Annotated in this window: 20 protein-coding genes and 1 tRNA gene; 6 read left to right on the top strand and 15 right to left on the bottom strand. The window is 69.9% G+C overall.

Annotated features, from left to right (window positions below; genetic code table 11):
* Positions 1-152: 152 nt before the first annotated feature.
* A tRNA-Met gene (locus tag ACFYV1_RS27135) sits at positions 153-226 on the bottom strand.
* 70 nt (positions 227-296) lie between these two features.
* A complete protein-coding gene (locus tag ACFYV1_RS27140; protein ID WP_389398244.1) occupies positions 297-3,266 on the bottom strand; it encodes a UPF0182 family protein in 2,970 nt (989 codons plus the stop codon).
* Between the two features lie 136 nt (positions 3,267-3,402).
* Here ACFYV1_RS27140 and ACFYV1_RS27145 point away from each other — a divergent pair, with 136 nt between their 5' ends.
* A complete protein-coding gene (locus ACFYV1_RS27145; RefSeq protein WP_389398245.1) occupies positions 3,403-3,960 on the top strand; it encodes a PPA1309 family protein in 558 nt (185 codons plus the stop codon).
* A gap of 87 nt (positions 3,961-4,047) precedes the next feature.
* On the opposite strand, the gene ACFYV1_RS27150 is transcribed toward ACFYV1_RS27145, so the two are convergent.
* The 4 genes from ACFYV1_RS27150 to ACFYV1_RS27165 all read right to left on the bottom strand — a co-directional run bounded on the left by ACFYV1_RS27150 (position 4,048) and on the right by ACFYV1_RS27165 (position 7,362).
* Positions 4,048-5,136 carry a PDZ domain-containing protein gene (locus ACFYV1_RS27150; protein WP_389398202.1) on the bottom strand — a complete coding sequence of 363 codons (1,089 nt, stop codon included), beginning with the start codon at positions 5,134-5,136 and terminating at the stop codon, positions 4,048-4,050.
* 82 nt (positions 5,137-5,218) lie between these two features.
* A complete protein-coding gene (locus ACFYV1_RS27155; protein WP_389398203.1) occupies positions 5,219-5,398 on the bottom strand; it encodes a hypothetical protein in 180 nt (59 codons plus the stop codon).
* Positions 5,399-5,534: 136 nt separating this feature from the next.
* Positions 5,535-5,996: a molybdenum cofactor biosynthesis protein MoaE gene (locus tag ACFYV1_RS27160; protein WP_389398204.1), complete on the bottom strand. Its 462-nt coding sequence runs from the start codon at positions 5,994-5,996 to the stop codon at positions 5,535-5,537.
* A 238-nt stretch (positions 5,997-6,234) separates the two neighbouring features.
* A complete protein-coding gene (locus ACFYV1_RS27165; protein WP_389398205.1) occupies positions 6,235-7,362 on the bottom strand; it encodes an SDR family oxidoreductase in 1,128 nt (375 codons plus the stop codon).
* Between the two features lie 191 nt (positions 7,363-7,553).
* Here ACFYV1_RS27165 and ACFYV1_RS27170 point away from each other — a divergent pair, with 191 nt between their 5' ends.
* A complete protein-coding gene (locus ACFYV1_RS27170) occupies positions 7,554-9,035 on the top strand; it encodes a zinc-dependent metalloprotease (RefSeq protein WP_389398206.1) in 1,482 nt (493 codons plus the stop codon).
* Complete coding sequence (locus ACFYV1_RS27175; protein WP_389398207.1) at positions 9,032-9,577, top strand: NUDIX hydrolase; 546 nt, start codon at positions 9,032-9,034, stop codon at positions 9,575-9,577. Before ACFYV1_RS27170 ends, ACFYV1_RS27175 begins: the two co-directional genes overlap by 4 nt.
* An 81-nt stretch (positions 9,578-9,658) precedes the next feature.
* Here ACFYV1_RS27175 and ACFYV1_RS27180 read toward each other — a convergent pair whose 3' ends face one another.
* The 4 genes from ACFYV1_RS27180 to ACFYV1_RS27195 form a co-directional block, all read right to left on the bottom strand.
* Entirely contained in the window at positions 9,659-10,414 is a 756-nt protein-coding gene (locus ACFYV1_RS27180) for an AIM24 family protein (protein WP_389398208.1), read from the bottom strand.
* 19 nt (positions 10,415-10,433) lie between these two features.
* The gene (locus ACFYV1_RS27185) at positions 10,434-11,114 is read right to left on the bottom strand and encodes an AIM24 family protein (RefSeq protein WP_389398209.1); all 681 of its coding nucleotides are present in this window, start codon (positions 11,112-11,114) and stop codon (positions 10,434-10,436) included.
* A 13-nt stretch (positions 11,115-11,127) separates the two neighbouring features.
* The gene (locus ACFYV1_RS27190) at positions 11,128-12,822 is read right to left on the bottom strand and encodes a TerD family protein (RefSeq protein ID WP_389398210.1); all 1,695 of its coding nucleotides are present in this window, start codon (positions 12,820-12,822) and stop codon (positions 11,128-11,130) included.
* Positions 12,823-12,928: 106 nt separating this feature from the next.
* Positions 12,929-13,552, bottom strand: a complete 624-nt coding sequence (locus ACFYV1_RS27195; RefSeq protein WP_389398211.1) for a M48 family metallopeptidase — start codon at positions 13,550-13,552, stop codon at positions 12,929-12,931.
* A gap of 210 nt (positions 13,553-13,762) precedes the next feature.
* On the opposite strand from ACFYV1_RS27195, the gene ACFYV1_RS27200 reads away from it, so the two are divergent.
* Positions 13,763-14,905, top strand: a complete 1,143-nt coding sequence (locus ACFYV1_RS27200; protein WP_389398212.1) for a ThiF family adenylyltransferase — start codon at positions 13,763-13,765, stop codon at positions 14,903-14,905.
* A 62-nt stretch (positions 14,906-14,967) separates the two neighbouring features.
* Positions 14,968-16,350 carry an ABC1 kinase family protein gene (locus ACFYV1_RS27205; RefSeq protein WP_389398213.1) on the top strand — a complete coding sequence of 461 codons (1,383 nt, stop codon included), beginning with the start codon at positions 14,968-14,970 and terminating at the stop codon, positions 16,348-16,350.
* A 111-nt stretch (positions 16,351-16,461) separates the two neighbouring features.
* Here the strand turns inward: ACFYV1_RS27205 and ACFYV1_RS27210 are convergent, their stop codons facing one another.
* The 5 genes from ACFYV1_RS27210 to ACFYV1_RS27230 form a co-directional block, all read right to left on the bottom strand.
* Positions 16,462-16,662: a hypothetical protein gene (locus ACFYV1_RS27210; protein ID WP_389398214.1), complete on the bottom strand. Its 201-nt coding sequence runs from the start codon at positions 16,660-16,662 to the stop codon at positions 16,462-16,464.
* Between the two features lie 95 nt (positions 16,663-16,757).
* Entirely contained in the window at positions 16,758-17,081 is a 324-nt protein-coding gene (locus ACFYV1_RS27215; RefSeq protein WP_389398215.1) for a hypothetical protein, read from the bottom strand.
* On the bottom strand, positions 17,078-17,446 hold the full coding sequence (locus ACFYV1_RS27220; protein WP_389398216.1) for a WhiB family transcriptional regulator: 369 nt from the start codon (positions 17,444-17,446) through the stop codon (positions 17,078-17,080). Before ACFYV1_RS27220 ends, ACFYV1_RS27215 begins: the two co-directional genes overlap by 4 nt.
* Before the next feature lie 170 nt (positions 17,447-17,616).
* On the bottom strand, positions 17,617-17,946 hold the full coding sequence (locus tag ACFYV1_RS27225) for a hypothetical protein (protein ID WP_389398217.1): 330 nt from the start codon (positions 17,944-17,946) through the stop codon (positions 17,617-17,619).
* 165 nt (positions 17,947-18,111) lie between these two features.
* The gene (locus ACFYV1_RS27230) at positions 18,112-20,343 is read right to left on the bottom strand and encodes an ATP-dependent DNA helicase UvrD2 (protein ID WP_389398218.1); all 2,232 of its coding nucleotides are present in this window, start codon (positions 20,341-20,343) and stop codon (positions 18,112-18,114) included.
* A gap of 108 nt (positions 20,344-20,451) precedes the next feature.
* On the opposite strand from ACFYV1_RS27230, the gene ACFYV1_RS27235 reads away from it, so the two are divergent.
* Entirely contained in the window at positions 20,452-20,694 is a 243-nt protein-coding gene (locus tag ACFYV1_RS27235) for a mycoredoxin (protein WP_004925982.1), read from the top strand.
* Positions 20,695-20,709: the final 15 nt, after the last annotated feature.

The raw sequence follows: 20,709 nt of genomic DNA on the forward strand, positions 1-20,709 counted from the left end.
ACTTCAGCGTTTTGTCGACATGCCCACAGAGAGATAAGTCAAACACGCTCGGGCCCAACTCGTGGCTTCCGGCGCGCACTTCGACGCCGGGAAGAACCGGGGCAGGCATGAAGAGGGCCCGGATCCTGAAGGATCCGGGCCCTCTTCTTCAGTAGCGGGGACAGGATTTGAACCTGCGACCTCTGGGTTATGAGCCCAGCGAGCTACCGAGCTGCTCCACCCCGCGTCGTTGTGTTGCAACCGTACCACGACGCGGGATGGTGCCTGTTCAGAGGCTGCTCAGACCCCGGAGGGGCTCAGTCCCCCGAAGCCCCTTCGCTCGGTTTGACGTCCGGCTTGGCGTCCGGCTTGGCGTCCGGCTCGGCGTCCGGTTTCGCCTCGGAGCCCGGCGTGGACTCCGGCTGGGCCTTCTGTGCGTTCGCCGCCCTCTGCAGGGCAGCCTCCAGTTCGGCCTGCGCCTTGCCGTAAGCGGCCCAGTCGACCGGCTTCTTCTCCAGCGCCGCCCTGGCGTCGGCGTACGCCTTCTGCGCGTCCGCGATGGCGTCCTGGAGCGCCGCGTCGCCGGTGGCCGGCGGCTCGGTCGGGTCCGCGGGCGGCTCGGCCGGGTCGGTCGGCGGGGGCTCGTCCGGCGTTCCCTCGGCACCGAAGACCTGGCTCAGTGCTCCGGCGAGGTCGTCGGCGAAGCCGATCTTCTGTCCGTAGACGACGGCCACCTTGCTCAGCAGCGGGAACTCGGAGCCGCGCCCCTGTGCGTAGATGGGCTCGACGTAGAGGAAACCGCTGTCGAGAGGAACGGTCAGCAGATTGCCGTACTTGATCGTCGAGTCCGCGCCCTTGAGGTCACGGACGTAAGTGGCGATCGGTCCGTGCCGGTTGAGCCGGCTCTGCACCTGTTCGGGTCCGTCGACGTTGTCGTCCGTGACCCGCAGCAGCTGGATCTTCCCGTAGTCGGCGCTTCTGGCATCGGCGTCGACCGCCATGAAGGCCCGGAGGTTGGGCCGTCCGCTGGGGGTGAACGTCGTCGTCAGCGAGAACTGCTGTGCCTTGTCACCCGGCAGCTTCATCGACAGGTAGTACGGCGGAACCGCGTTGCTGTCCGCCTTGGTCGGGTCGTTGGGCACCTGCCAGGCGTCACTCGCGTTGTAGAACTGGTCCGCGTTCGTGACGTGGTAGAGCGACAGCAGCTCCCGCTGCACCTTGAACATGTCCTGCGGGTACCGCAGGTGGTCCGTCAGCTCCTGCGGGATGTCGGCCTTGTCCTTCACCGTGCCCGGGAAGGCCTTCTTCCAGGTCTTCAGGACCGGGTCCTTCTCGTCCCACTCGTACAGCGTGACGGTGCCGTCGTAGGCGTCGACGGTCGCCTTCACCGAGTTGCGGATGTAGTTGACCTGGTTCTGCTGCGCGACCACCGCGCGCTGCCGGTCGGTCAGCGAGTCCGCGGTGGTGTCCCCCAGCGTCGTACGCGAGGCGTAGGGGTAGCCGTTGGTCGTGGTGTAGGCGTCGATGACCCATTGGATCCGCTTGCCGATCACGGCCGGGTAGGCGTCGCCGTCGATGGTCAGCCACGGGGCGACCGCCTCGACGCGCTCCTTGGGCGTGCGGTTGTAGAGGATCTTGGAGCCGTCGCCGATGGCTCCCGAGTACATGATCTGCGGCTCGCTGAAGGCGACCGCGTACGCGGCACGGTTGAGCGGGCTGGAGACGTCGATGCCGCCCTTGCCCTTGTAGCTCGTGGTGACCTGGCCGCCGCCGTCCTGCTCGTAGTCCAGTTCCTTCTGCGGACCGCCGACGATCGAGTACTGCGTGGTCTTCTCGCCGTAGTAGATCCGCTGCTCGTAGTCGCCGAGCATGCCCTTGGTCGGCAGGCCGTTCTCCGTGAAGGCCGGTGACCCGCTGGTGCCCTTGCCGGTGTCGGTGCCCTTGGCGGTGACGGCGCCGAAACCGTGGGTGTAGGTGAAGTGGTCGTTGATCCAGTTGCGCTTGTCGACCCCGGCGAGGTTGAGCTCACGCAGACCGATGACCGTGTCCTGACCGTTGTACCGGTCGACGTCCAGCGTGGACGGGAACTGGTAGTACTTCCGCTCCTGCTCCAGCTGCTGGAACGTCGGCGAGACGATGTTGGGGTCGTTGATGCGGTAGCTGGCGGCGGCGTCGGCGTTCGACCGCTGCTGCTCCGGGTTCTTGACCTCGCCCTTGCCCAGGTAGTCCGCGGGCTTCACGCCGTCGATGCCGTAGGCCTGGCGCGTCGCCTCGATGTTCTTCTCGATGTACGGCGCTTCCTTGGCCTGCTCGTTCGGCTGGACCTGGAACTTCTGCACGATCGCCGGGTACAGACCGCCGATCAGGATCGCAGAAAGGACCATCAGGCCGAAGCCGATCACCGGCAGCTGCCAGGTCCTGCGCCACAGAGTCGCGAAGAACAGCAGGGCGCAGATGACGGCGATGCAGAACAGGATCGTCTTCGCCGGCAGGTAGGCGTTCGCGTCGACGTACCGCAGACCCGTCCAGTTGTCGGTCGCCTTGAAGTCGCTGGACTTCACCGCCAGCCCGTACCGGTCGAGCCAGTACGCCACGGCCTTGAGCGCGACGAAGAGGCCGAGCAGCACCGACAGGTGGCCGGTGGCCGCGGCCGTCGCACGGGCGCCGGGGCTGGTGATGCGCAGCCCGCCGTACAGGTAGTGGGTCAGTGCGGCGGCGATCAGCGACAGCACCACGGCCGCGAAGCCGAAGCCGAGCAGGAACCGGTACCAGGGCAGGTCGAACGCGTAGAACGCCACGTCCATCTTGAACTGCGGGTCCTTCTGGCCGAAGGGCACGCCGTTGACCCACATCAGCCAGGTGCGCCACTGGGCCGTGGCGGAGGCTCCGGCGATCAGGCCGACTAGCGCGGTGATCGCGAGGAGCACCCACTTCTTGTACGGCGCGATGCCCATGCGGTACCGGTCGAGGCTCTGCTGCTCGAGCGACATCGCGCTGAGCGGCGGCCGCAGCCGGTGGGCCAGCCAGATGTTCACCCCGACGGCAGCCGCCATCAGCAGACCGAAGACGGCGAACAGGCCGATCTTGGTCCACAGGGTGGTGGTGAACACAGACGAGTAGTCGACCGAGCGGTACCAGAGCCAGTCGGTCCAGAACCCGGAGAACATGACGAACACCATGGCCAGGACGGCCAGGACACCCAGTGTCATGAGCAGGGTGCGGACACGCCGGGACGGCCGGCCCACTCTGATCCGTGGCCCTGTCGGGCCTCCGCCGCGGTCCGGCATCTGGAAAGCCAACGTGCGCACCTCGAAGTTCGCGGTTGTGTGAATCGGGCCCCGCGATCGTAGAGCCCACTCATGCAACTTACTGAGGCTTTACCTAGTTCCCGTCACGGGGCAGGAAGGAGGCAGGATGTTCGCCATGCCCAACGATTCCTCTTCCGGCCCCCCGATGGCCGCGAGCCCGCTCACCCGAGCCGTGCTCGAGATCGACGAGTACGCCGCCGGTCTCGGCTGGGACCGGCCGGCCCGGCTCTTCGCTCTCGTCGACACCCTGAAACTGCGTTCCCAGGAGCCCGGTCTCGCCACCCAGCTCGGGCTCGACAACGGTGAAACCGCGGCGCCGCTCACCCCCGTCGAGCAGGACGAGGTCCCGTCCGGCACCCCGCTGGACGAGTTCCTCGCCACCATCGCGTGGCCCGACGCGGTCGCCGGCTGCGCCCTGACCGTGGAGCGGCTGATGCTGCCGCCGTCGGCGGAGGCCGACGTGCCCGTCGGCCTCGACGACGCGGCCCTCACGAAGTGGGTGGCCCGGCACCCCGACCGCCAGGAGGTCCGGATGACCGTGGCCGTCCTGCGCGACGGCACACGGGAGTCCGCGCTGCGACTGCGCGAGAAGGACTCCCCCAACGAGGTCCTGACCGGCTCGGACCTTGTTCCCGGGCTCGCCGAGGCCCTGGCCGCGACCTTCGAGGCGTAAGGCGCGAAGACCGGCGCCGCGCCCCGTGAGGGGGCGCGGCGCCGGTCTTCGTGTACGTGCCGCCGTCGGCGTCAGAGACTGCCGCGGTCAGCCCGCCGAGCAGCTCGGCAGGCCGTCGGTGGCCCCCGCCTCGATCTTGGCCAGGGACTTCGCCGCGTCCTCGATCGTGTTCACCTTCACCAGCGTCAGCCCGTCCGGGGTGTCGGAGGCCGCGGAGGCGCAGTTGCCGCTGGGTGTGAGGAAGTACTCCGCACCCGCGTTGCGCGCCCCGACCAGCTTCATCTCGATTCCGCCGATCGGACCGACCTTGCCGGCGTCGTCGATCGTGCCGGTGCCGGCGACGAACCTGCCGCCCGTCATGTCACCGGCCGTGAGCTTGTCGACGATGCCGAGCGCGAACATCAGGCCGGCGCTCGGGCCGCCCACGTCCGCCAGGTTGATGTCGATCTCGAACGGGAACGTGTGGTCGGTACCCGCCTGGATGCCGACGATGGCCCGGCCGTCGTCCTCCGCCTTCACCGTGCGGACCGTGACGTTCTCGGTGCCTGTCGGCTCCTTGCCCGCCTTCTCCGCCGCGGCGGCGTCATCGGCGGGCACGACCGTGAAGACGACGTCCTCGCCGGGCTTGTGCTTCACGACCAGCTTCGCGACGTCCTCCGGCTGCTTGACCTCCGTGCCGTCGACGGCACGGATCACGTCTCCGGCGTGCAGCCTGTTCTGCGAGGGCGAATCCTTCACCACGGAGGAGACGACGACGCGCGCCTTGACGGGGATCTTCAGCTGGCGCAGTGCGGCGACCTTGGCGCTCTCCTGCGACTGGCTGAACTCCTCGGCGTTCTCCTGCGTCGACTCCTCCTCCGTCTTCCCGTTCGGGTAGAGGGTGTCGTGCGGCACCACGACGTTGTCGTGTGCCATCCAGCCGTAGACCGCCTCGAGGAAGTTCATCCGGTAGTCGGCGCCGGTGACCCTGACCGTCGTCATGTTGAGGTGACCGGTCGTCGGGTACGTTTTGCGGCCCGAGATGTCCAGCACCGGCTCACCGTCCGCGGAGCCGAGGGTGTTCACGGTCGGCCCGGGCGACATCTCCGAATAAGGCACTTTGAGAAACACGCCTGCGCAGAGCAGCGCGATGAAGACGAGGGTGGAGGCGAGCATCGTCGCGGTGCGGCGTGGCATGGAACGACAGTACGGGACGGGCCTGTGGACGCACCGCCGGGGCCGGTCCGTACGGAGCCGCTCGGTAGCCGCACGAGTGGGGTCAGGGGCGTACGGCGTCGGTACCGGTCGTGGCGGCCTTCTCCATCGCGTCACGGAAGCGGGCGTACCCCGCGAGCTCCGCGACATCGCCGCTCGTACGGTCCCGGGACACCCAGCCCGCCCATATCGCCGCACCGACAGCAGCGAACAGCGGAATCAGCAACCAGGCCAGAACTGCCATCACGACCTCCCTACCCCATGAGCCAACACACCCGAGTGATCAGCAGATTAGTCATCTGCCGCTTCAACGCTCATGGCAGGGGGGCGGTTACGCAAATCGGGCGGATGGGTACCGACCGGGTTTCAGGCCGGCTGCCTCAGCACGCGCCGACCCACTCCTCCGTACCGTCCGAGAAGCGCTGGTGCTTCCAGATCGGCACTTCGTGCTTGAGGTCGTCGATCAGCTTGCGGCATGCCTCGAACGCCTCGCCCCGGTGCGGGCACGACACGGCGACGACCACGGCGAGGTCACCGACCGCGAGGTCACCCACACGGTGGATCGCGGCCAGCGCCCTGACGGGGAAGTCCGCGGCGACCTTCTCCGCGACGCGGCGCATCTCCGCCTCCGCCGTGGGATGGCAGGAGTAGCCGAGCGTGTCGACATCGACGCCGCCGTCGTGGTTGCGCACGGTGCCGACGAACAGCGCGGTGCCGCCCGCGGCGTCGTCGCCGACGGCTGCGAAGACCTCGTCGAGCGACAGCGGCGTGTCGCGGATCGCCAGCAGTCGGATCGGGTCCTGCGCCGCCTGCTCACCTGGATGGTCGTACGTGCGTGCCATGCCGTCCATCGTGCCGTACGGCACCGACAACGCGGAATAGCCCATTCGACCGTTCGGGGGCGATCCCGCTTGGAGCCTCGTACAAGATCGGCGCCTTCAGCGGGTGACCTGGCCGTCCGGCCGCTTCCCGGGTGATCCGCCGCGTCGTCTCCTCGTGCCCTTCCTCGTGCCCTCCGTCGCGCGAATTCCGGGATCCCGCGCCGCGCCTTCTCCTCGGATCCCGCGCCGCGCCTTCTCCTCAGATCCTGCGCCGCGCCTTCCTCGCCCGGCGGACCAGCGCGGCCGTGCCGAGCAGCGCGACCGTCGCGCCCGCGGCACCGGCGGCCGTGGCGTCCTTGCGGCCCAGGCGGCGGCCCGCGACCGTGTGCCGGCCCTCGACCTCCTCCAGAAGCGCGGCCAGCACCTCCTCGTTCGTCCACTGCGGGCGCCAGCCGGCATCGTGCAGCCGGCTCACGCTCACCACCCAGGGATGCATCGTGTACGCGAGGTCCCCGGCCGGCGACGGCGTGAGCCCGATCCGGTGGAGCCGGGCCGCCGCGCCCAGGGCCACGGCAGACGGCAGCTCCATGCGCCGGATGCCGCTGAGCTCCTCGATCTCCTCCTGCTCCAGCCACCCGTCGCAGCCCACGGCGAGCTCCCCCTCGACCTTCTCGAGAGCGGCGTACTCCAGGGCGCTGACCAGGTCCTCCACATGGCAGAACTGCCAGGTGGGGCGGGAACCGGCGACCACGAGCAGCCGGGGCGACTCGAAGTAGCGGGTGAGCGCCGTGTCCGTGCCGCCCACCAGGACGGCCGGCCTGACCACCGTGACGTTGAGTCCGGGGTGCGCGCGGGGTGCCCGCCGGGCCAGCCGCTCGATCTCCAGCAGGTCGCCGACGCCCGTCGCCTCCGCGGTCGCCCGCAGCTCCGCGTCCTCGGACAGGGGAATGTCGTTGTCGGGCAGCGCCCCGTAGACCATGGCCGAGGTGCACAGGACCACACGGTGGACGCCGGCAGCGGCGGCCGCGGTCAGGACCGTCTGGGTGCCGCGGACGTTGTAGGCGGTGCGGGCGGCGGGATCGGACTCCAGGTCGAGATCGAGCGCGAGGTGGACCACTACGTCGACACCACGCAGCTTCTCGGCGATGGCCGGGTCGCGCACGTCGAGGACGTGCCACTGCGCCTCGGACACCTCCCCCCTGCGCTCGTCCAGGGCAACGACCTGCTTGACCTCCTCTGACGCGGCGAGGCGCCTCGTGAGGAGGTCGCCCACCCCGGTGGCGGCGCCGGTGACCGCGACGACGGGGCCACGGCCGGACGGCCCGCGGCCTGAGGCCGCGGTTGAGTGGTTTCGCGCTGCGCGAACCTGCGGATCTGGGGAACTCACCAGGCGTCTCCAGCGGTTGTCTTCAGTACGTAAGCGAATGACGCATACGCACCAGGTGGCGTCCATCCTGCCGCAGGCCAAGTGTCGGCGGAGCACCGAGCCCGTAAGCGGTTCGGATGTCTACGCTGGGTGGTGTTGTCGGGCAGTCGCCGCCGGCAGGAAGCCGGCGGCCCTACGAGCCGAGGAAACCCGTGAGTGACACCCCATTCGGATTCGGCCTTCCGCCGGAGGAGCCGGAAGACGGCGACGAGGGCAAGAAGAAGAATCCCGGCGAAGGTGGCCAGGGCTCCGGTGGGTCCCCGGCCGACCCCTTCGGGTTCGGTTTCGGTGCCGGCGGGGACAACCCCTTCGCGGCCATGTTCGGCTCCCTGAACCCGAACGACCTGGGTGCGGCCTTCCAGCAGCTCGGCCAGATGCTGAGCTACGAGGGCGGCCCGGTCAACTGGGACATGGCCAAGCAGATCGCGCGCCAGACCGTTTCCCAGGGCTCCCCGGACGGCACCAAGGACGCGAGCGTCGGACCGGTCGAGCGGACCGCTGTCGAGGAGGCCGTGCGTCTGGCCGACCTGTGGCTGGACGGCGCGACGTCCCTGCCGTCCGGTGCGACCACCGCCGTGGCATGGAGCCGCGCCGAATGGGTCGAGGCGACGCTGCCTGCCTGGCAGCAGCTCGTCGACCCGGTCGCGGAGCGTGTCGGCCTCGCGATGGGCGACGTGCTGCCCGAGGAGATGCAGGCCATGGCGGGCCCGCTGATCGGGATGATGCGTTCGATGGGCGGTGCCATGTTCGGTCAGCAGATCGGACAGGCCGTCGGTGTGCTCGCCGGTGAAGTGGTCGGATCGACCGACATCGGCCTGCCCCTCGGCCCGGCAGGCAAGGCCGCTCTCCTCCCGCTGAACGTGGAGGCGCTGGGCAAGGACCTCGGGGTGCCTAGGGAGGAGGTGCGGCTCTACCTGGCCCTGCGGGAGGCCGCCCACCAGCGGCTCTTCGCCCATGTGCCGTGGCTGCGGTCGCATCTGTTCGGCGCGGTCGAGGGCTACGCCCGGGGCATCAAGGTGGACACCTCCAAGCTCGAGGACGTGGTGGGCCAGTTCGACCCGACGCATCCCGAGCAGCTCCAGGAGGCACTCCAGCAGGGAATGTTCCAGCCGGAGGACACGGCGGAGCAGAAGGCCGCGCTGGCCCGCCTGGAGACGGCGCTCGCGCTGGTCGAGGGCTGGGTCGACGCGGTGGTGCACGAGGCCGCCTCGTCCCGGCTGACGTCCGCGAGCGCGCTGCGCGAGACGCTGCGCAGGCGGCGCGCCTCCGGTGGCCCCGCCGAGCAGACCTTCGCGACGCTGATCGGCCTTCAGCTGCGTCCGCGCAGGCTGCGGGACGCGTCGCGGCTGTGGGCATCCCTCACGGACGCCCGTGGCATGGACGGGCGGGACGCTCTGTGGGAGCACCCTGACATGCTGCCGACGGCCACCGACCTCGACGACCCGGACGGCTTCGTCCACCGTGAGCAGCTGGACTTCTCCGAGCTGGACAAAATGCTCGGTGAGGCGGCCGGCGGCAAGGGGCCGAAGCTCGACAAGGAGCGGCCCGCCGCCGCTGACGACGCCGGTGCCTCTGGCGAGGGCCGCGCCTCCGGGACGGGCGGGGACGAGGACGAGGACGACACCGACAAGTGAGCCTCCACGACGACGCCGTCCTGGTGCTGAAGGGCTATGACGGCCGAGAGGACCGGACGGAGCTGCGGCAGACGGAGTTGCGGCAGACATACCTGGACCATCTGGCGGCCCACCCCGACGGGATGTGGAAGTCCTGTCGCGCCGGGCACCTGACGGCCAGCGCCCTGGTGATCGACCCGGAGCGCGGGCGGGTGCTGCTGACCCTGCACCGGAAGCTCGGCATGTGGTTGCAGATGGGCGGCCACTGCGAGCCGGACGACCCGACCCTCGCCGCGGCAGCACTGCGTGAGGCGGAGGAGGAGTCGGGTGTGCCCGGTCTGACGTTGCTGCCGGGCGGCCCGGTCACTCTGGACCGGCACCCGATCCCAGGACCGTGCCACTGGCACCTGGACGTTCAGTACGCGGCGCTCGCCCCGGCCGGGGCGGCCCCGGCGATCAGCGACGAGTCGCTGGATCTTCGCTGGTTCCGGTACGACGAGGTCGCCGGCGTTGCCGACGCCTCCGTCGTACGGCTCATGGAGCGCACACGGGCTCTGCTCTGACGGGGACGACGCGTACACGGGTAAGGGGCGGTCCGCCATGGGCGACCGCCCCTTACCCGTACCCGTGCCGGGACAGAACAGCTAGTTCCAGGCGTTGTTCTGGTTCTGGGCGTGGGAGCCGTGCTGGCCGACTCCGAACTGCGCGCGCACGCCCTGCCCGAGATCCGCGTTCTGCGGCGGCATGACCTCGCTCGGCTGCACCAGGGCGAAGCCCTGGCCGAGGAAGCTGAGCTCCCAGCCCTCTCCGGTGTTGCCGCGACGCCGGCGCACGCCCGAGGAGTGCGTCTGCGCCTGCATCTGCACCCGCAGGCCCGTGGACCAGGCGACGATGGCGTCAGCGTCGGCGTTGACGTACTTGTCCGGGGTGACCTGCATCATCAGCGGCTGGCCGGAGGTCATCAGTGCGACCTTGCCGCGCCCCGAGATGTTGAGCTGGTACTTGCCGGACCCGGAGATGCCGTACTGGCTGTCCACCGCGATCACCTCGGTGTGCAGCGTGGAGTCGAGCGCCAGGACGTACGCGCTGTCGACCGTCATGCCCTCCTGGTCGACGTCCACCACATGGATGTACTGCGCGAGGTTGGCGAAGTAGACGGTGCCCTGCCCGGAGCAGCGCATCAGGTCGAGACCCTCACCGGTGTTGGCACGGGCGCGGCGCTGGCTGCTCGTCTGGTACTCGCCGTCGAAGTCCACCAGGCCCTGGTAGGCCACCATGGCGCCCTTGCGGGCGAGGATGTCGTCGTGTCCGGTCAGCGACACCCGCAGCAACTGCGGGTTCTGCACGACGTACCGGTCCTGGCTCTGCTGTTCTGCGTAACTGAAAAGCGGGCTCTGCATGATGTGTTCTCGCTCCCCCTCAGTGCCGGATCCGCAGGCGGTCGGTACTGTCCTCGCTCGGCTGTACGACGACGATTCCCTGGCCGGAGAAGGCCATCTGGTACGCCTCTCCGCTGCCCCGCCCGATGAGCGACGAGGCCTTGAAGCTGCGCTTGCCCTTCACCTTCAGGTTCGGGGACCAGGCGACGAGCGCGTCGGGGTCGACGTACGTCTCGTCCTCGCCGCGGCCGCAGTCGACCACGATCGGCGTGCCACGCGACGTCAGCGCGACCCAGCCGGTGCCCGCGATCTCCACGTTCCACAGGCCCTGACCGGCGAACTTGGCCAGACCCTTGACCTTCTCCACGCCCCACTTGAGGTGTGCGTCGAAGGCGAGCAGATTGGTGCCGTTGACCGAGAGGGAGTCGTTGTTGAGATTGATGACGACGACGTCCGCCCCGTAGTCGGCCAGGTACAGCAGGCCGTCACCCGAGCACTTCATGACGGGTGCGCCCTCGCCCGTGACCCACTGGGCGGCGATCTGACGGACGGCGGGCGGATTGGGCTCGTACTGGACGAAGCCCTCGTAGGCGACCATCGAGCCGGTGCGCGCGTACAGGTCCTGGCCGGTGGCCATGGCGACCTTGAGCATGGTGCGGCCGTGGTTCTCCATCCGGGCCGCCATCGGAGTCGGGGCGAAGCCCGCGAGTTGCTGGTTCATAGTCCGGGCTCCCTCAGACCTCGTACGGCTGGACGACGATGAAGTTGCCGGGGGCTCCCCGGAACTGCAGGTTCACGGTCTCGCCGCTGTGTCCCGGATACGCGTTGCGGCGCAGCCGGACCTGGCTGGAGAGGATGACCTGCGAGGCCGCCGACCAGGCGACGACCGCGTTGCAGTCGGCGAACGTGGTGGGCGTGACCGGCAGGACGACGGGGATGCCGTGTGTCTTGACGACGACCGTGCCCGTGCCCTGGAACATCATCGTGAACAGCGCGCCACCGGGGATGCCGTGGCCCTCGATGCGGCGGACCTCGTGCTGCAGGGACTCGTCGAACGCGAGGACGTTCTCCGCGGAGACGCAGATCCCGTCGCCCTGCAGCTCGATGGAGTGCAGATGCGCGCCCTCCTCCGCGAGGAAGACCTGTCCTCGTCCGCTGCAGCGCATCAGCTGCATTTCCTGGCCGGTGGCGTTGCCGACGACACGGCCCGCGAAACCGGCTCCCTTGTAACCGAAGTCGACCTTGCCCTGGTACATGACCATGCTGCCCTGGCGGGCCAGCACGGGCGTGCCGCCCATGGTCAGGTCGACCCGCATGAGCTGCTGGTTCTGCGGGGTCCAACGCTGGCCCGTGGCCGTCTCGCGGTACGGCTGCAGGGCTGCCTGCAGACCGGCGCCGGCCTGGGGCGCGCCCTGGGGCACACCGCCCTGCGGCATGCCGGGGTGCTGCCCGGGAGGCTGCTGGCCGTACGGGCCCGGCGCCTGCTGGCCGTACGGCGACGGCATGCCCGGTGCCGGCATCTGGCCCGGCATCTGGCCGGGAGCCTGGCCGGGCACCTGTCCTGGAGCCTGCCCCGGGACCTGGCCGAACTGCGGCTGCTGCGGCGGCTGCCCGTAGGGGGACGGCGCGGGCGGCGGCACGGTCCCGGCCGGCGGGGTCATCGGCGGGGTCATCGGCGCGGCCATCGTCGGCGCGGCGTGCATCTGCGGATTCTGCGGCGCGACGGGAGCGGGCGGGGCCGGAGCCTGGGCGGCCGGCGCACCGAACGCGGGCGCGGGCTGAGGTGCCTGGGGGGCCTGCGGAGCCGCCGGCGCGCCGAAGCCCGGCGCGGGCGCCTGTGCCTGCGGGGGCGGCGCGAACGACGGTGCCGCGCCCTGGGGTTGCTGTGCGGCCGGCTGCTCCTCCGCGACCTCGCCGCCGAAGTTCTTCAGCAGCGCCTCGAGGCCGCCGTCGAACCCCTGGCCGACGGCAGCGAAACGCCACACGTCCTTCAGATAGAAGTCACCCAGCATCACCGCGCGCTCGGTCGTGAACTCCGAGCCGGTGAAGGCGTAACGGACGACCTCTTCGCCGCCCGCGACGATGCGGATGTACCCGGGGCCGATCTGCGACATCTGGCCGGCACCGTCGATCGTGGCGGTGAAGGAGAGTTTGTGGATGTTCGCCGGGATGCAGTCGAGCGTGACGCGGAACGACTCGGTGTCGCCGGACTGCGCGCCGAGCAGCTGGACGGACTCCTCCGGCGACTTCGGCTGATTGAAGAAGATGAAGTACCGGTCGTCGGACAGTTGCTCGTTGGCATCCAGTCCGAAGCAGCTGATGTCGAAGGTCAGACCGGGAGCGGCGATCTGCACACCTACGTACAGATCCGTTCCCGGAGTGAGATCACTGATCTTGGCCTTGTGGCCGCGTTGGAATTCCCTGGCCATGCGTTACGACCGTCCCCCATCCCGAATTGAATGCGTCGCGTCAGGCTAACCGCTTAGCGTGGGATTGGGCCAAGCCGGTACACGTTCGGTACAGGAACGTCGACAGTCACTCTCCGCGCGCGGTGGGCAGATGCGGCAGCCGATCGGCGGCCACGACACCCTCCAGATAGCCGCGGGCACGCTCGGTACGGGGGTACGCCTCGAGCAGCCGCCAGAAGTCGGGCCCGTGACCGGGAACGAGCAGGTGGGCCAACTCGTGGACGAGGACGTAGTCCACCACGTACTCGGGCATCCCCTGCAACCGGTGGGAGAGCCGGATGCTGCCCTCCGCCGGAGTGCAGGAACCCCAGCGGGTGTTCTGGTTCGTCACCCAGCGTACGGAAGCCGGTCTGGCACGCCCTTCGAAGTACTGGGCGGACAACCGCTCCGCACGCTCCGCCAATTCGGCGTCACCGAGGACACGCCTGCTCTCCTGCGCCTCGAGTTTGTCGAGCATGACGCCCACCCAGCGCCGCTCCTCCGCCTCCGACATCCGCGCGGGGATCAGCACGATCGTGCGATCGCCCTCGCGGTAGGCGGACACCGTCCTGCTGCGCCGGGCACTGCGACGGACCTCGACCGCGCTCGTCCCCGGACCGCGGGGCGTGTGGCGTGGGGCGCTGCGCTGCTGACCTCCCGCGCTGCGCGGCGAGGTCTCCCCGGGAAGGTGAGGGGGAGGGTCGTGGGGCACGCCCCGACGTTACCCGCTGGCCGCCCGAGAAGTCCCGTCTGCGGAACGCTTCACCTGCGATCCACTCCATGGCTGCACTATTTGAACGACTAATACACCACACCTGTGGACAACTTTTCACACGCGTCACCGCGAACCCGCATTCTGACAACGGATCGACAAACGGCTCGGAGATGAGCCGTCCGGCAATGACCGACGGGGGAAGCGGATATGCATCCGATGATGAAGCCTGCCTTGCGGCGGGCATGGCGGGACCGCCAGTCCGTGCAGTTCGGGGTGACGCCCGCGCACGCGGTCACCCTTGGTCCGGTGGACACGGCGACCGGTGCTCTGATGGAGCTGCTGGACGGGACGCGGGGCCTTCCACTGCTGCGAGAGGAAGCGCGGGCCATGGGGCTGCCCGACGGCAGGGCGGAAGCGCTGGTGGACCGTCTGACGGCGGCGGGCCTCCTCGACGACCCGACGGCGGGTGGCCCGGCGGCCACCGCCCTGCGCGGACGGACCGCGGTCCACGACCGGCTGCGGCCGGACATCGCCTCGCTCTCCGTGGTCCACCCCGAGCCGGGTGGTGCGGCGGGCCGCGTCGCGGCCCGGCGTGCCATACGGGTCCAGGTGCGCGGGGCGGGGCGGGTGGGAGCGGCGATCGCCGCGACCCTCTCGGCCGCCGGCGTGGGGCGTGTCGAGGTGTTGGACGGCGGATACGCGGACCCGGGCGATGTGTCACCGGGCGGCCTGCCCGCGGACGCGGTCGGGGACCGCAGGGACACGGCGGCTCGCCGGCTGGTCCGGCGAGCCGCTCCCGACCGGCCCCCGCGCACCGCCAGGACTCAGGACCGGGCCGGCGCGGAGCCGGGACTCAGCCTCGTCGTCGTGGCGCCGCGCGACGGGCTGGCCGCGTACGCGCCCGCCCTCGCCGACGCGGAGGACTGGATCTCGACCGGCATCCCCCACCTGTACACGGGAGTCGTCGAGGCCACCGGCGTGGTCGGCCCCCTGGTGCTGCCGGGCTGCACGGCGTGCGCGGGCTGCATGGAGCGGGGCCGGGCGGAGGCCGATCCGGGCAGGCCACGGCTGCTCGCCCAGTGGCGCTCCGGCCGACGCGGGACCGTGGCCGCCTGCGACGTCGCGCTGGCCGCGGCCGTCTCGGGACTGGCAGCCTGTCACTCACTCTCGTTCCTCGACGGCGGCGCACCGGCGAGCACCGGCCACAGGTGGGAGATCTCTTTGCCCCAACTGTCCTGGCGATCCGAACGGATCACGCCCCACCTCGACTGTCTCTGCGGTGCGGCGGGGAAAAGTGAGAGGAGACACACCTCGGCGGTCGGTTCGACACGCGAGACAATGCACGGGTAACCGCGGTCGGCGGAGCAACGCCGTCGGCATACGCGGCAGGCTGTCGGGAATTGGAGGGGCGCATGTCTGATCTTCCCCGGAAGGCGGTCACCCGGACCGCCAAACTGGCAGCGCTGCCGCTGGGCTTCGCGGGCCGCGCCACATGGGGGCTGGGAAAGCGGATCGGGGGCAAGTCCGCCGAGATCGTGGCCCGGGAGCTGCAACAGCGCACGGCCGAGCAGCTGTTCAAGGTGCTCGGCGAGCTCAAGGGCGGTGCGATGAAGTTCGGGCAGGCCTTGTCCGTCTTCGAGTCGGCCCTGCCGGAGGAGATCGCCGGCCCCTACCGCGCAGCCCTGACCAAACTTCAGGAGGCGGCCCCTCCGATGCCGACGCGTACGGTCCACTCGGTGCTCGAGGAGCGCCTGGGCGAGGACTGGCGCGAGCTTTTCCTGAGCTTCGAGGACAAGCCGGCCGCGGCCGCGTCGATCGGCCAGGTGCACCGTGCGGTGTGGCACGACGGGCGCGAGGTCGCCGTGAAGGTGCAGTACCCGGGAGCGGGTGAGGCGCTGCTCTCCGACCTGACACAACTGAGCCGTTTCGCCCGGCTGTTGGGCCCGCTGATCCCGGGCATGGACATCAAGCCCCTCATCTCCGAGCTGCGGGACCGCGTCTCCGAGGAGCTGGACTACGCGCTGGAGGCGCAGGCCCAGCGGGAGCACGCGGCGGAATTCGCGGACGACCCCGGCGTGGTGGTCCCGGACGTGGTGCACCAGAGCGACCAGGTCCTGGTGACCGAGTGGATCGACGGCATCCCGCTCGCCGAGGTCATCGCCGACGGAACGCCCGAGGAGCGGGACCAGGCCGGCCAGTTGCTCGCGCGCTTCCTCTTCTCCGGTCCCGCGCGCACGGGTCTTCTCCACGCCGACCCGCATCCGGGAAACTTCCGGCTGCTTCCCGACGACGACGGCAAGGGCCTTCGTCTGGGAGTCCTGGACTTCGGCACGGTGGACCGGCTGCCGGGCGGGCTCCCGGACACCATCGGCGAATGCCTGCGGATGACCCTGGAGGGAGAGGCGGAAGCGGTCTACGGGCTGCTGTGCGAGGAGGGCTTCGTCAAGGAGTCCATCGACCTCGACCCGGACGCGGTCCTGGACTATCTGCTTCCGATCATCGAACCGGCCCAGGTGGAGGAGTTCACCTTCACCCGCGGCTGGATTCGCGCTCAGGCCGCTCGGGTCGCCGATGTCCGTTCTCCCGCATACCAGTTGGGCAAGCGGCTCAATCTTCCGCCCGCCTACCTGCTGATACACCGTGTGACGCTGAGCACGATCGGCGTGCTCTGCCAACTGAACGCGACCGTGCGGCTCCGGGCCGAGCTCGAGGAGTGGCTGCCCGGTTTTCTGACGGAGGCAGCCGGTCCGGAGGAGGAGAGCTCGATCGAGGCCGTGCTCGAGGCGGAGGCCTGAGGGGCCGGCCGGGGCCGGGACCGATGCGGAGCTGTCCGGTCACGCCACGGATGAAGCGACGGCGACGGCGCCCACGCTCCAAAGGTGGGCAGGCCGTCGTGCGACGGATGGTCACCACCAATCGGAGTTCAGCCTGCCCTCGATGGCCCTGATGTTGGCTCGGGCGCACTCGTCGCAGAAGTAGTGCCGGGCCCCGTCCTCCACCGAGCAGATCCAGGTCACCGGCACTTCTTGGGCGACGGCACCGCACCCGGCACAGACGACGCTGTCCCCGCCCGGCTCCCGCGGCGGAGAGGTTCTGTCCTGTTCCACCCGGTGACGATAGCGCCGCCGGCGGTCCGGTCCGGGTACAACGCACCGCTGGGGCCGGCCCGGACGGGCCGGCCCCAGCGGGAACAGCTTCGCCGTCAGTGCATGACGGCCATGGCCAGTGCGCGCCGAGCGCGCATCGACACGCGCTCGGCGCGGCGCTGCATGCGTCGAGCGGCGACCAGGCGCACGGCCTGGCGTTCCGCGTCGACTTCACGCAGGCGCTCGTGCATATGCGCACGAGCCAGGGCTTCTGGGATGAGTTGCATTTCGCGGGTCCTGTTCTGACGCGAGGCGTTCGCGCCGATGGTGCTGACAGCTGAGGTGGCGGAGCCCTGCGGCTCGCTCGTGGAAGAGGTCATCGGGGCCAGCTTCTTGGGATCGTGCGTGACGGGTCGATCGATGGTTCCGAGGGCGTTCATGCCGCAACCGGGTTCTTGCGCGGGCGACCACGCGGCCGCTTGCGAGCAACGACCACACCCTGGACGAAGAGCTCTCCGCCCCAGACACCCCACGGCTCACGCCGCTCCTTGGCGCCCGCGAGGCAGGCCTCCATCAGCGGGCAGGTGCGGCAGAGGGACTTGGCGTACTCGACGTCGGCCGGCGACTCGGCGAAGAAGACCTCCGGGTCGTAGGAGCGGCACGGGACGGGTACGCCCAGGTTCTCGATGGCGTCGTCGAGCGCGGTGAGCGCGGTGAGGGGAGTCAAGGTGGAGTCCTCGGTACGGGCGGGCGGGGAGGTGGTCTCGGAAGGCGGTACGGACGGGGCGTGCGCTTCGAGTTGCACGGTGTGTATTTCCTCGTCTGGTCGTTCCGGCCGGTCGGCCGGGTGGCAGTTGGTACCGGGTGCTTCTGGTCCCGAGGCTCCTTCGCGTCGTCTTCCCGCTGGGGAAAACAGAAGGGCCGCGGATCCCGGGTGGGGTTCCGCGGCCCTGAAGGCGCCGGCCTGATGCCGTATCAGGCTGGATCACTCCAGGGTTCGAGCCCGCGGAAGGCCCACTTCTTCGTGTGGTGCTGCGTCGTCTGCTGCTCGGTCTCGGCACTGGCTGCCGCAAAGGCATAGGCCTGAGCCTCTGCCGCTGCTACTCCTGCTTCCAGTGCCTTGGTCGGTCGCTCATTGCGCTCGCGGACGGGCAGACCGCCCAGACCGGACACGGGAAGTGCGGCGGGAATGCCGGACATACCGGTGGCGAGGAACGCGGACGAGAAGCCGAGCGAGCAGGCGGAGGCGACCGAGAGATCGGTCATTTTGGCGGTGCTGACGAAGCTGGGCTTGATGCTGATCACTGGAAATCGCCTCCTCTCGGCGTCTCAGGGGACCGGACGAGCCGGTCACGCTATTCGGATAAGTACAGCACGAAGACAGGGCTTCAGAGAAGCCGCTGTTTCCGTGGTTAAGAACCTATGGGGCTGGCACGGGCGCGCGCAAACTATTTTTTCGACGAGTTTGTATCAAGCGTCCTCGCCGCCCCCGCCAGGCTCGTCACCTGCGCAGATGGCGAGGACATCGACCCCGAAACGGTCGAGCTTGCGGCCGCCCACCCCGGAGATCCCGGCCAGTTCGGCCTCATCGCCCGGCACGGCCTCCGCGATCGCCATCAGTGTCTTGTCCGTGAAGACGCAGTAGGCCGGCTGCCCCAGCTCCTTCGCCTGCACCGAGCGCCACTCCCGCAGCCGCTCGTACAGCGCCTCGTCCATGTCCGAGGGGCAGTCCTCGCAGCGCATCAGCTTCATCTCGCCCGCGTCCGTCAGCGTCTTCCCGCACACCCTGCACAGGACCGGGCCGCGCCGCTTGCGGCGTCCGGCGCCGCGCTCGACGCCGCCCGCCCCGCCCGCCGTCCGCGGACCCGCGGCAGCGGATCCTGGGCGGATGCCGTTCAGGAAGCGGGTCGGCCGACGCGAGGCGCGTCCGCCCGGAGCGCGCGACAGGGCCCACGAAAGGCTCAGATGCAGCCGGGCGCGGGTGACACCCACGTAAAGGAGCCGGCGCTCCTCCTCGACCTGTTCGTCCGTCTTGGCGTAGGTGATCGGCATCATCCCCTCGGTGAGGCCGACCAGGAACACGGCGTCCCACTCGAGGCCCTTCGCCGAATGCAGGGAGGCGAGCGTGACGCCCTGGACGGTCGGGGCGTGCTGGGCGGCCGCCCGCTCGTCCAGCTCGGCCACCAGATCGGCGAGGGTCGCCTGCGGCCTGGCACGTACGAAGTCCTCCGCGAGGCGGACCAGGGCGGCCAGCGACTCCCAGCGGTCGCGCACCGCGCCGGATCCGGCGGGCGGCTCGCTGGTCCAGCCCTTGGTGGACAGCACCGCACGCACCTGGGAGGGCAGGTCCTCCACGTCGTCGAGCAGCGCGTCGTTGCCGCCCGCGCGGGCGGCGCCGCGCAGGGCGACCCCGGCCTCGCGCACCTCCTGGCGCTCGAAGAACCGCTCGGCCCCCCGCAGCTGGTACGGCACACCCGCGTCCGCCAGGGCCTGCTCGTAGACCTCCGACTGGGCGTTGATGCGGTACAGCACGGCGATCTCGCCGGCCGGGACACCCGCGGCGATCAGGTCGCGGATCCGGCGGGCGGTGCCCTCCGCCTCGGCCGGCTCGTCCGGGTACTCCACGTACGCGGGCTCCGGGCCGGAGTCGCGCTGGGAGATCAGCTCGAGGCGGTGCTCCGCCGCCCGGCCGCGGGCCTGGCCGAGCAGGCCGTTGGCGAGGTGGACGACCTGCGGCGTGGAGCGGTAGTCGCGGACCAGCTTGACCACGGTCGCGCCGGGATGGCGGGTGCGGAAGTTCAGCAGGTGGTCGGGGGTGGCACCGGTGAAGGAGTAGATCGTCTGACTGGCGTCGCCGACGACGCACAGATTGTCCCGGTCGCCGAGCCACAGGTCGAGCAGCCGCTGCTGGAGCGGGCTGACGTCCTGGTACTCGTCGACGACGAAGTGCTGGTACTGGCTGCGGACGTGGTCGGCGATGTCGTGCCGGTCCTGGAGGATGCCCACGGCGAGCAGCAGCACGTCCTCGAAGTCGATCACCGACCGGTCGCGCTTCAGCTGCTCGTACATGGCGTAGATCTGGCTGATCTCGGCCGGGTCCCGCGGGGCCTCGCGCAGCGACTTGGCGACCGCCGCCGGGTAGTCGCCGGGAACGGTCTGGGTGACCTTGGCCCACTCGATCTCGCCCGTGATGTCACGCAGCTCGTTGCGGTCGGGGCGGACCCGGCAGCGGGCGGAGGCCTCTGCCACGAGCTGGATCTTGCGCTCGAGCAGTCGGGGCAGCTCGCCTCCGACCGCCTTCGGCCAGAAGTACTGCAGCTGACGCAGCGCGGCGGAGTGGAACGTACGCGCCTGGACGCCGCCCGCGCCGAGCTGGCGCAGCCGGCCTCTCATCTCACCGGCGGCCCGGTTGGTGAATGTGACAGCCAGCACACTGGCGGGCTGGAGTATTCCGGCGCGCACCCCGTACGCGATGCGATGGGTGATCGCGCGCGTCTTGCCCGTGCCGGCTCCTGCCAGCACGCACACCGGTCCGTGCAGCGCGGTCGCCACTTCGCGCTGCTCGGGGTCGAGCCCGTCGAGCACGGCGTCCGCCGACTCGGGGACCTGTGGGAAAAGGGAGGAGTGCGTTGCTGCTGTCACCCCGCCATGCTGCCAGGTCGCCGGAGGAGGATGCGGCGGTTGTCCACAGGGGTGCCTCATTCTTCGTACCGATGCAGGTCGGCCGCTCCGGGAATCGTCTCCGGGTCACGTACGTTCTAGCCGGAGGTGATTACACACCGCCGCCCCGAGACCCAGGAGCAGAAGACGATGCAGGGCACTGTGACGATGTACAGCACCACGTGGTGCGGATACTGCCGTCGGCTGAAGAGCCAGATGGACCGCGAGGGAATCGCGTACACCGAGATCAACATCGAGCAGGACCCTGATTCGGCAGCCTTCGTCGAGAAGGCGAACGGCGGCAACCAGACGGTGCCGACCGTGCTGTTCCCGGACGGGTCGACGCTGACCAACCCGTCGCTCGCCCAGGTCAAGCAGAAGGTCGGCGTCTGACCGTCCGGCAGCCGT

Source organism: Streptomyces sp. NPDC003023, from assembly GCF_042888225.1.
Taxonomy (GTDB): Bacteria; Actinomycetota; Actinomycetes; order Streptomycetales; family Streptomycetaceae; genus Streptomyces.

Coding starts and splice junctions, on each gene's coding strand:
- ACFYV1_RS27150 (WP_389398202.1), bottom strand. CDS start 5,136: ATGCCACGCCGCACCGCGACGATGCTCGCCTCCACCCTCGTCTTCATC.
- ACFYV1_RS27235 (WP_004925982.1), top strand. CDS start 20,452: ATGCAGGGCACTGTGACGATGTACAGCACCACGTGGTGCGGATACTGC.
- ACFYV1_RS27145 (WP_389398245.1), top strand. CDS start 3,403: ATGCCCAACGATTCCTCTTCCGGCCCCCCGATGGCCGCGAGCCCGCTC.
- ACFYV1_RS27155 (WP_389398203.1), bottom strand. CDS start 5,398: ATGGCAGTTCTGGCCTGGTTGCTGATTCCGCTGTTCGCTGCTGTCGGT.
- ACFYV1_RS27160 (WP_389398204.1), bottom strand. CDS start 5,996: ATGGCACGCACGTACGACCATCCAGGTGAGCAGGCGGCGCAGGACCCG.
- ACFYV1_RS27205 (WP_389398213.1), top strand. CDS start 14,968: ATGTCTGATCTTCCCCGGAAGGCGGTCACCCGGACCGCCAAACTGGCA.
- ACFYV1_RS27215 (WP_389398215.1), bottom strand. CDS start 17,081: ATGAACGCCCTCGGAACCATCGATCGACCCGTCACGCACGATCCCAAG.
- ACFYV1_RS27200 (WP_389398212.1), top strand. CDS start 13,763: ATGCATCCGATGATGAAGCCTGCCTTGCGGCGGGCATGGCGGGACCGC.
- ACFYV1_RS27190 (WP_389398210.1), bottom strand. CDS start 12,822: ATGGCCAGGGAATTCCAACGCGGCCACAAGGCCAAGATCAGTGATCTC.
- ACFYV1_RS27140 (WP_389398244.1), bottom strand. CDS start 3,266: ATGCCGGACCGCGGCGGAGGCCCGACAGGGCCACGGATCAGAGTGGGC.
- ACFYV1_RS27185 (WP_389398209.1), bottom strand. CDS start 11,114: ATGAACCAGCAACTCGCGGGCTTCGCCCCGACTCCGATGGCGGCCCGG.
- ACFYV1_RS27180 (WP_389398208.1), bottom strand. CDS start 10,414: ATGCAGAGCCCGCTTTTCAGTTACGCAGAACAGCAGAGCCAGGACCGG.
- ACFYV1_RS27230 (WP_389398218.1), bottom strand. CDS start 20,343: ATGAGGCACCCCTGTGGACAACCGCCGCATCCTCCTCCGGCGACCTGG.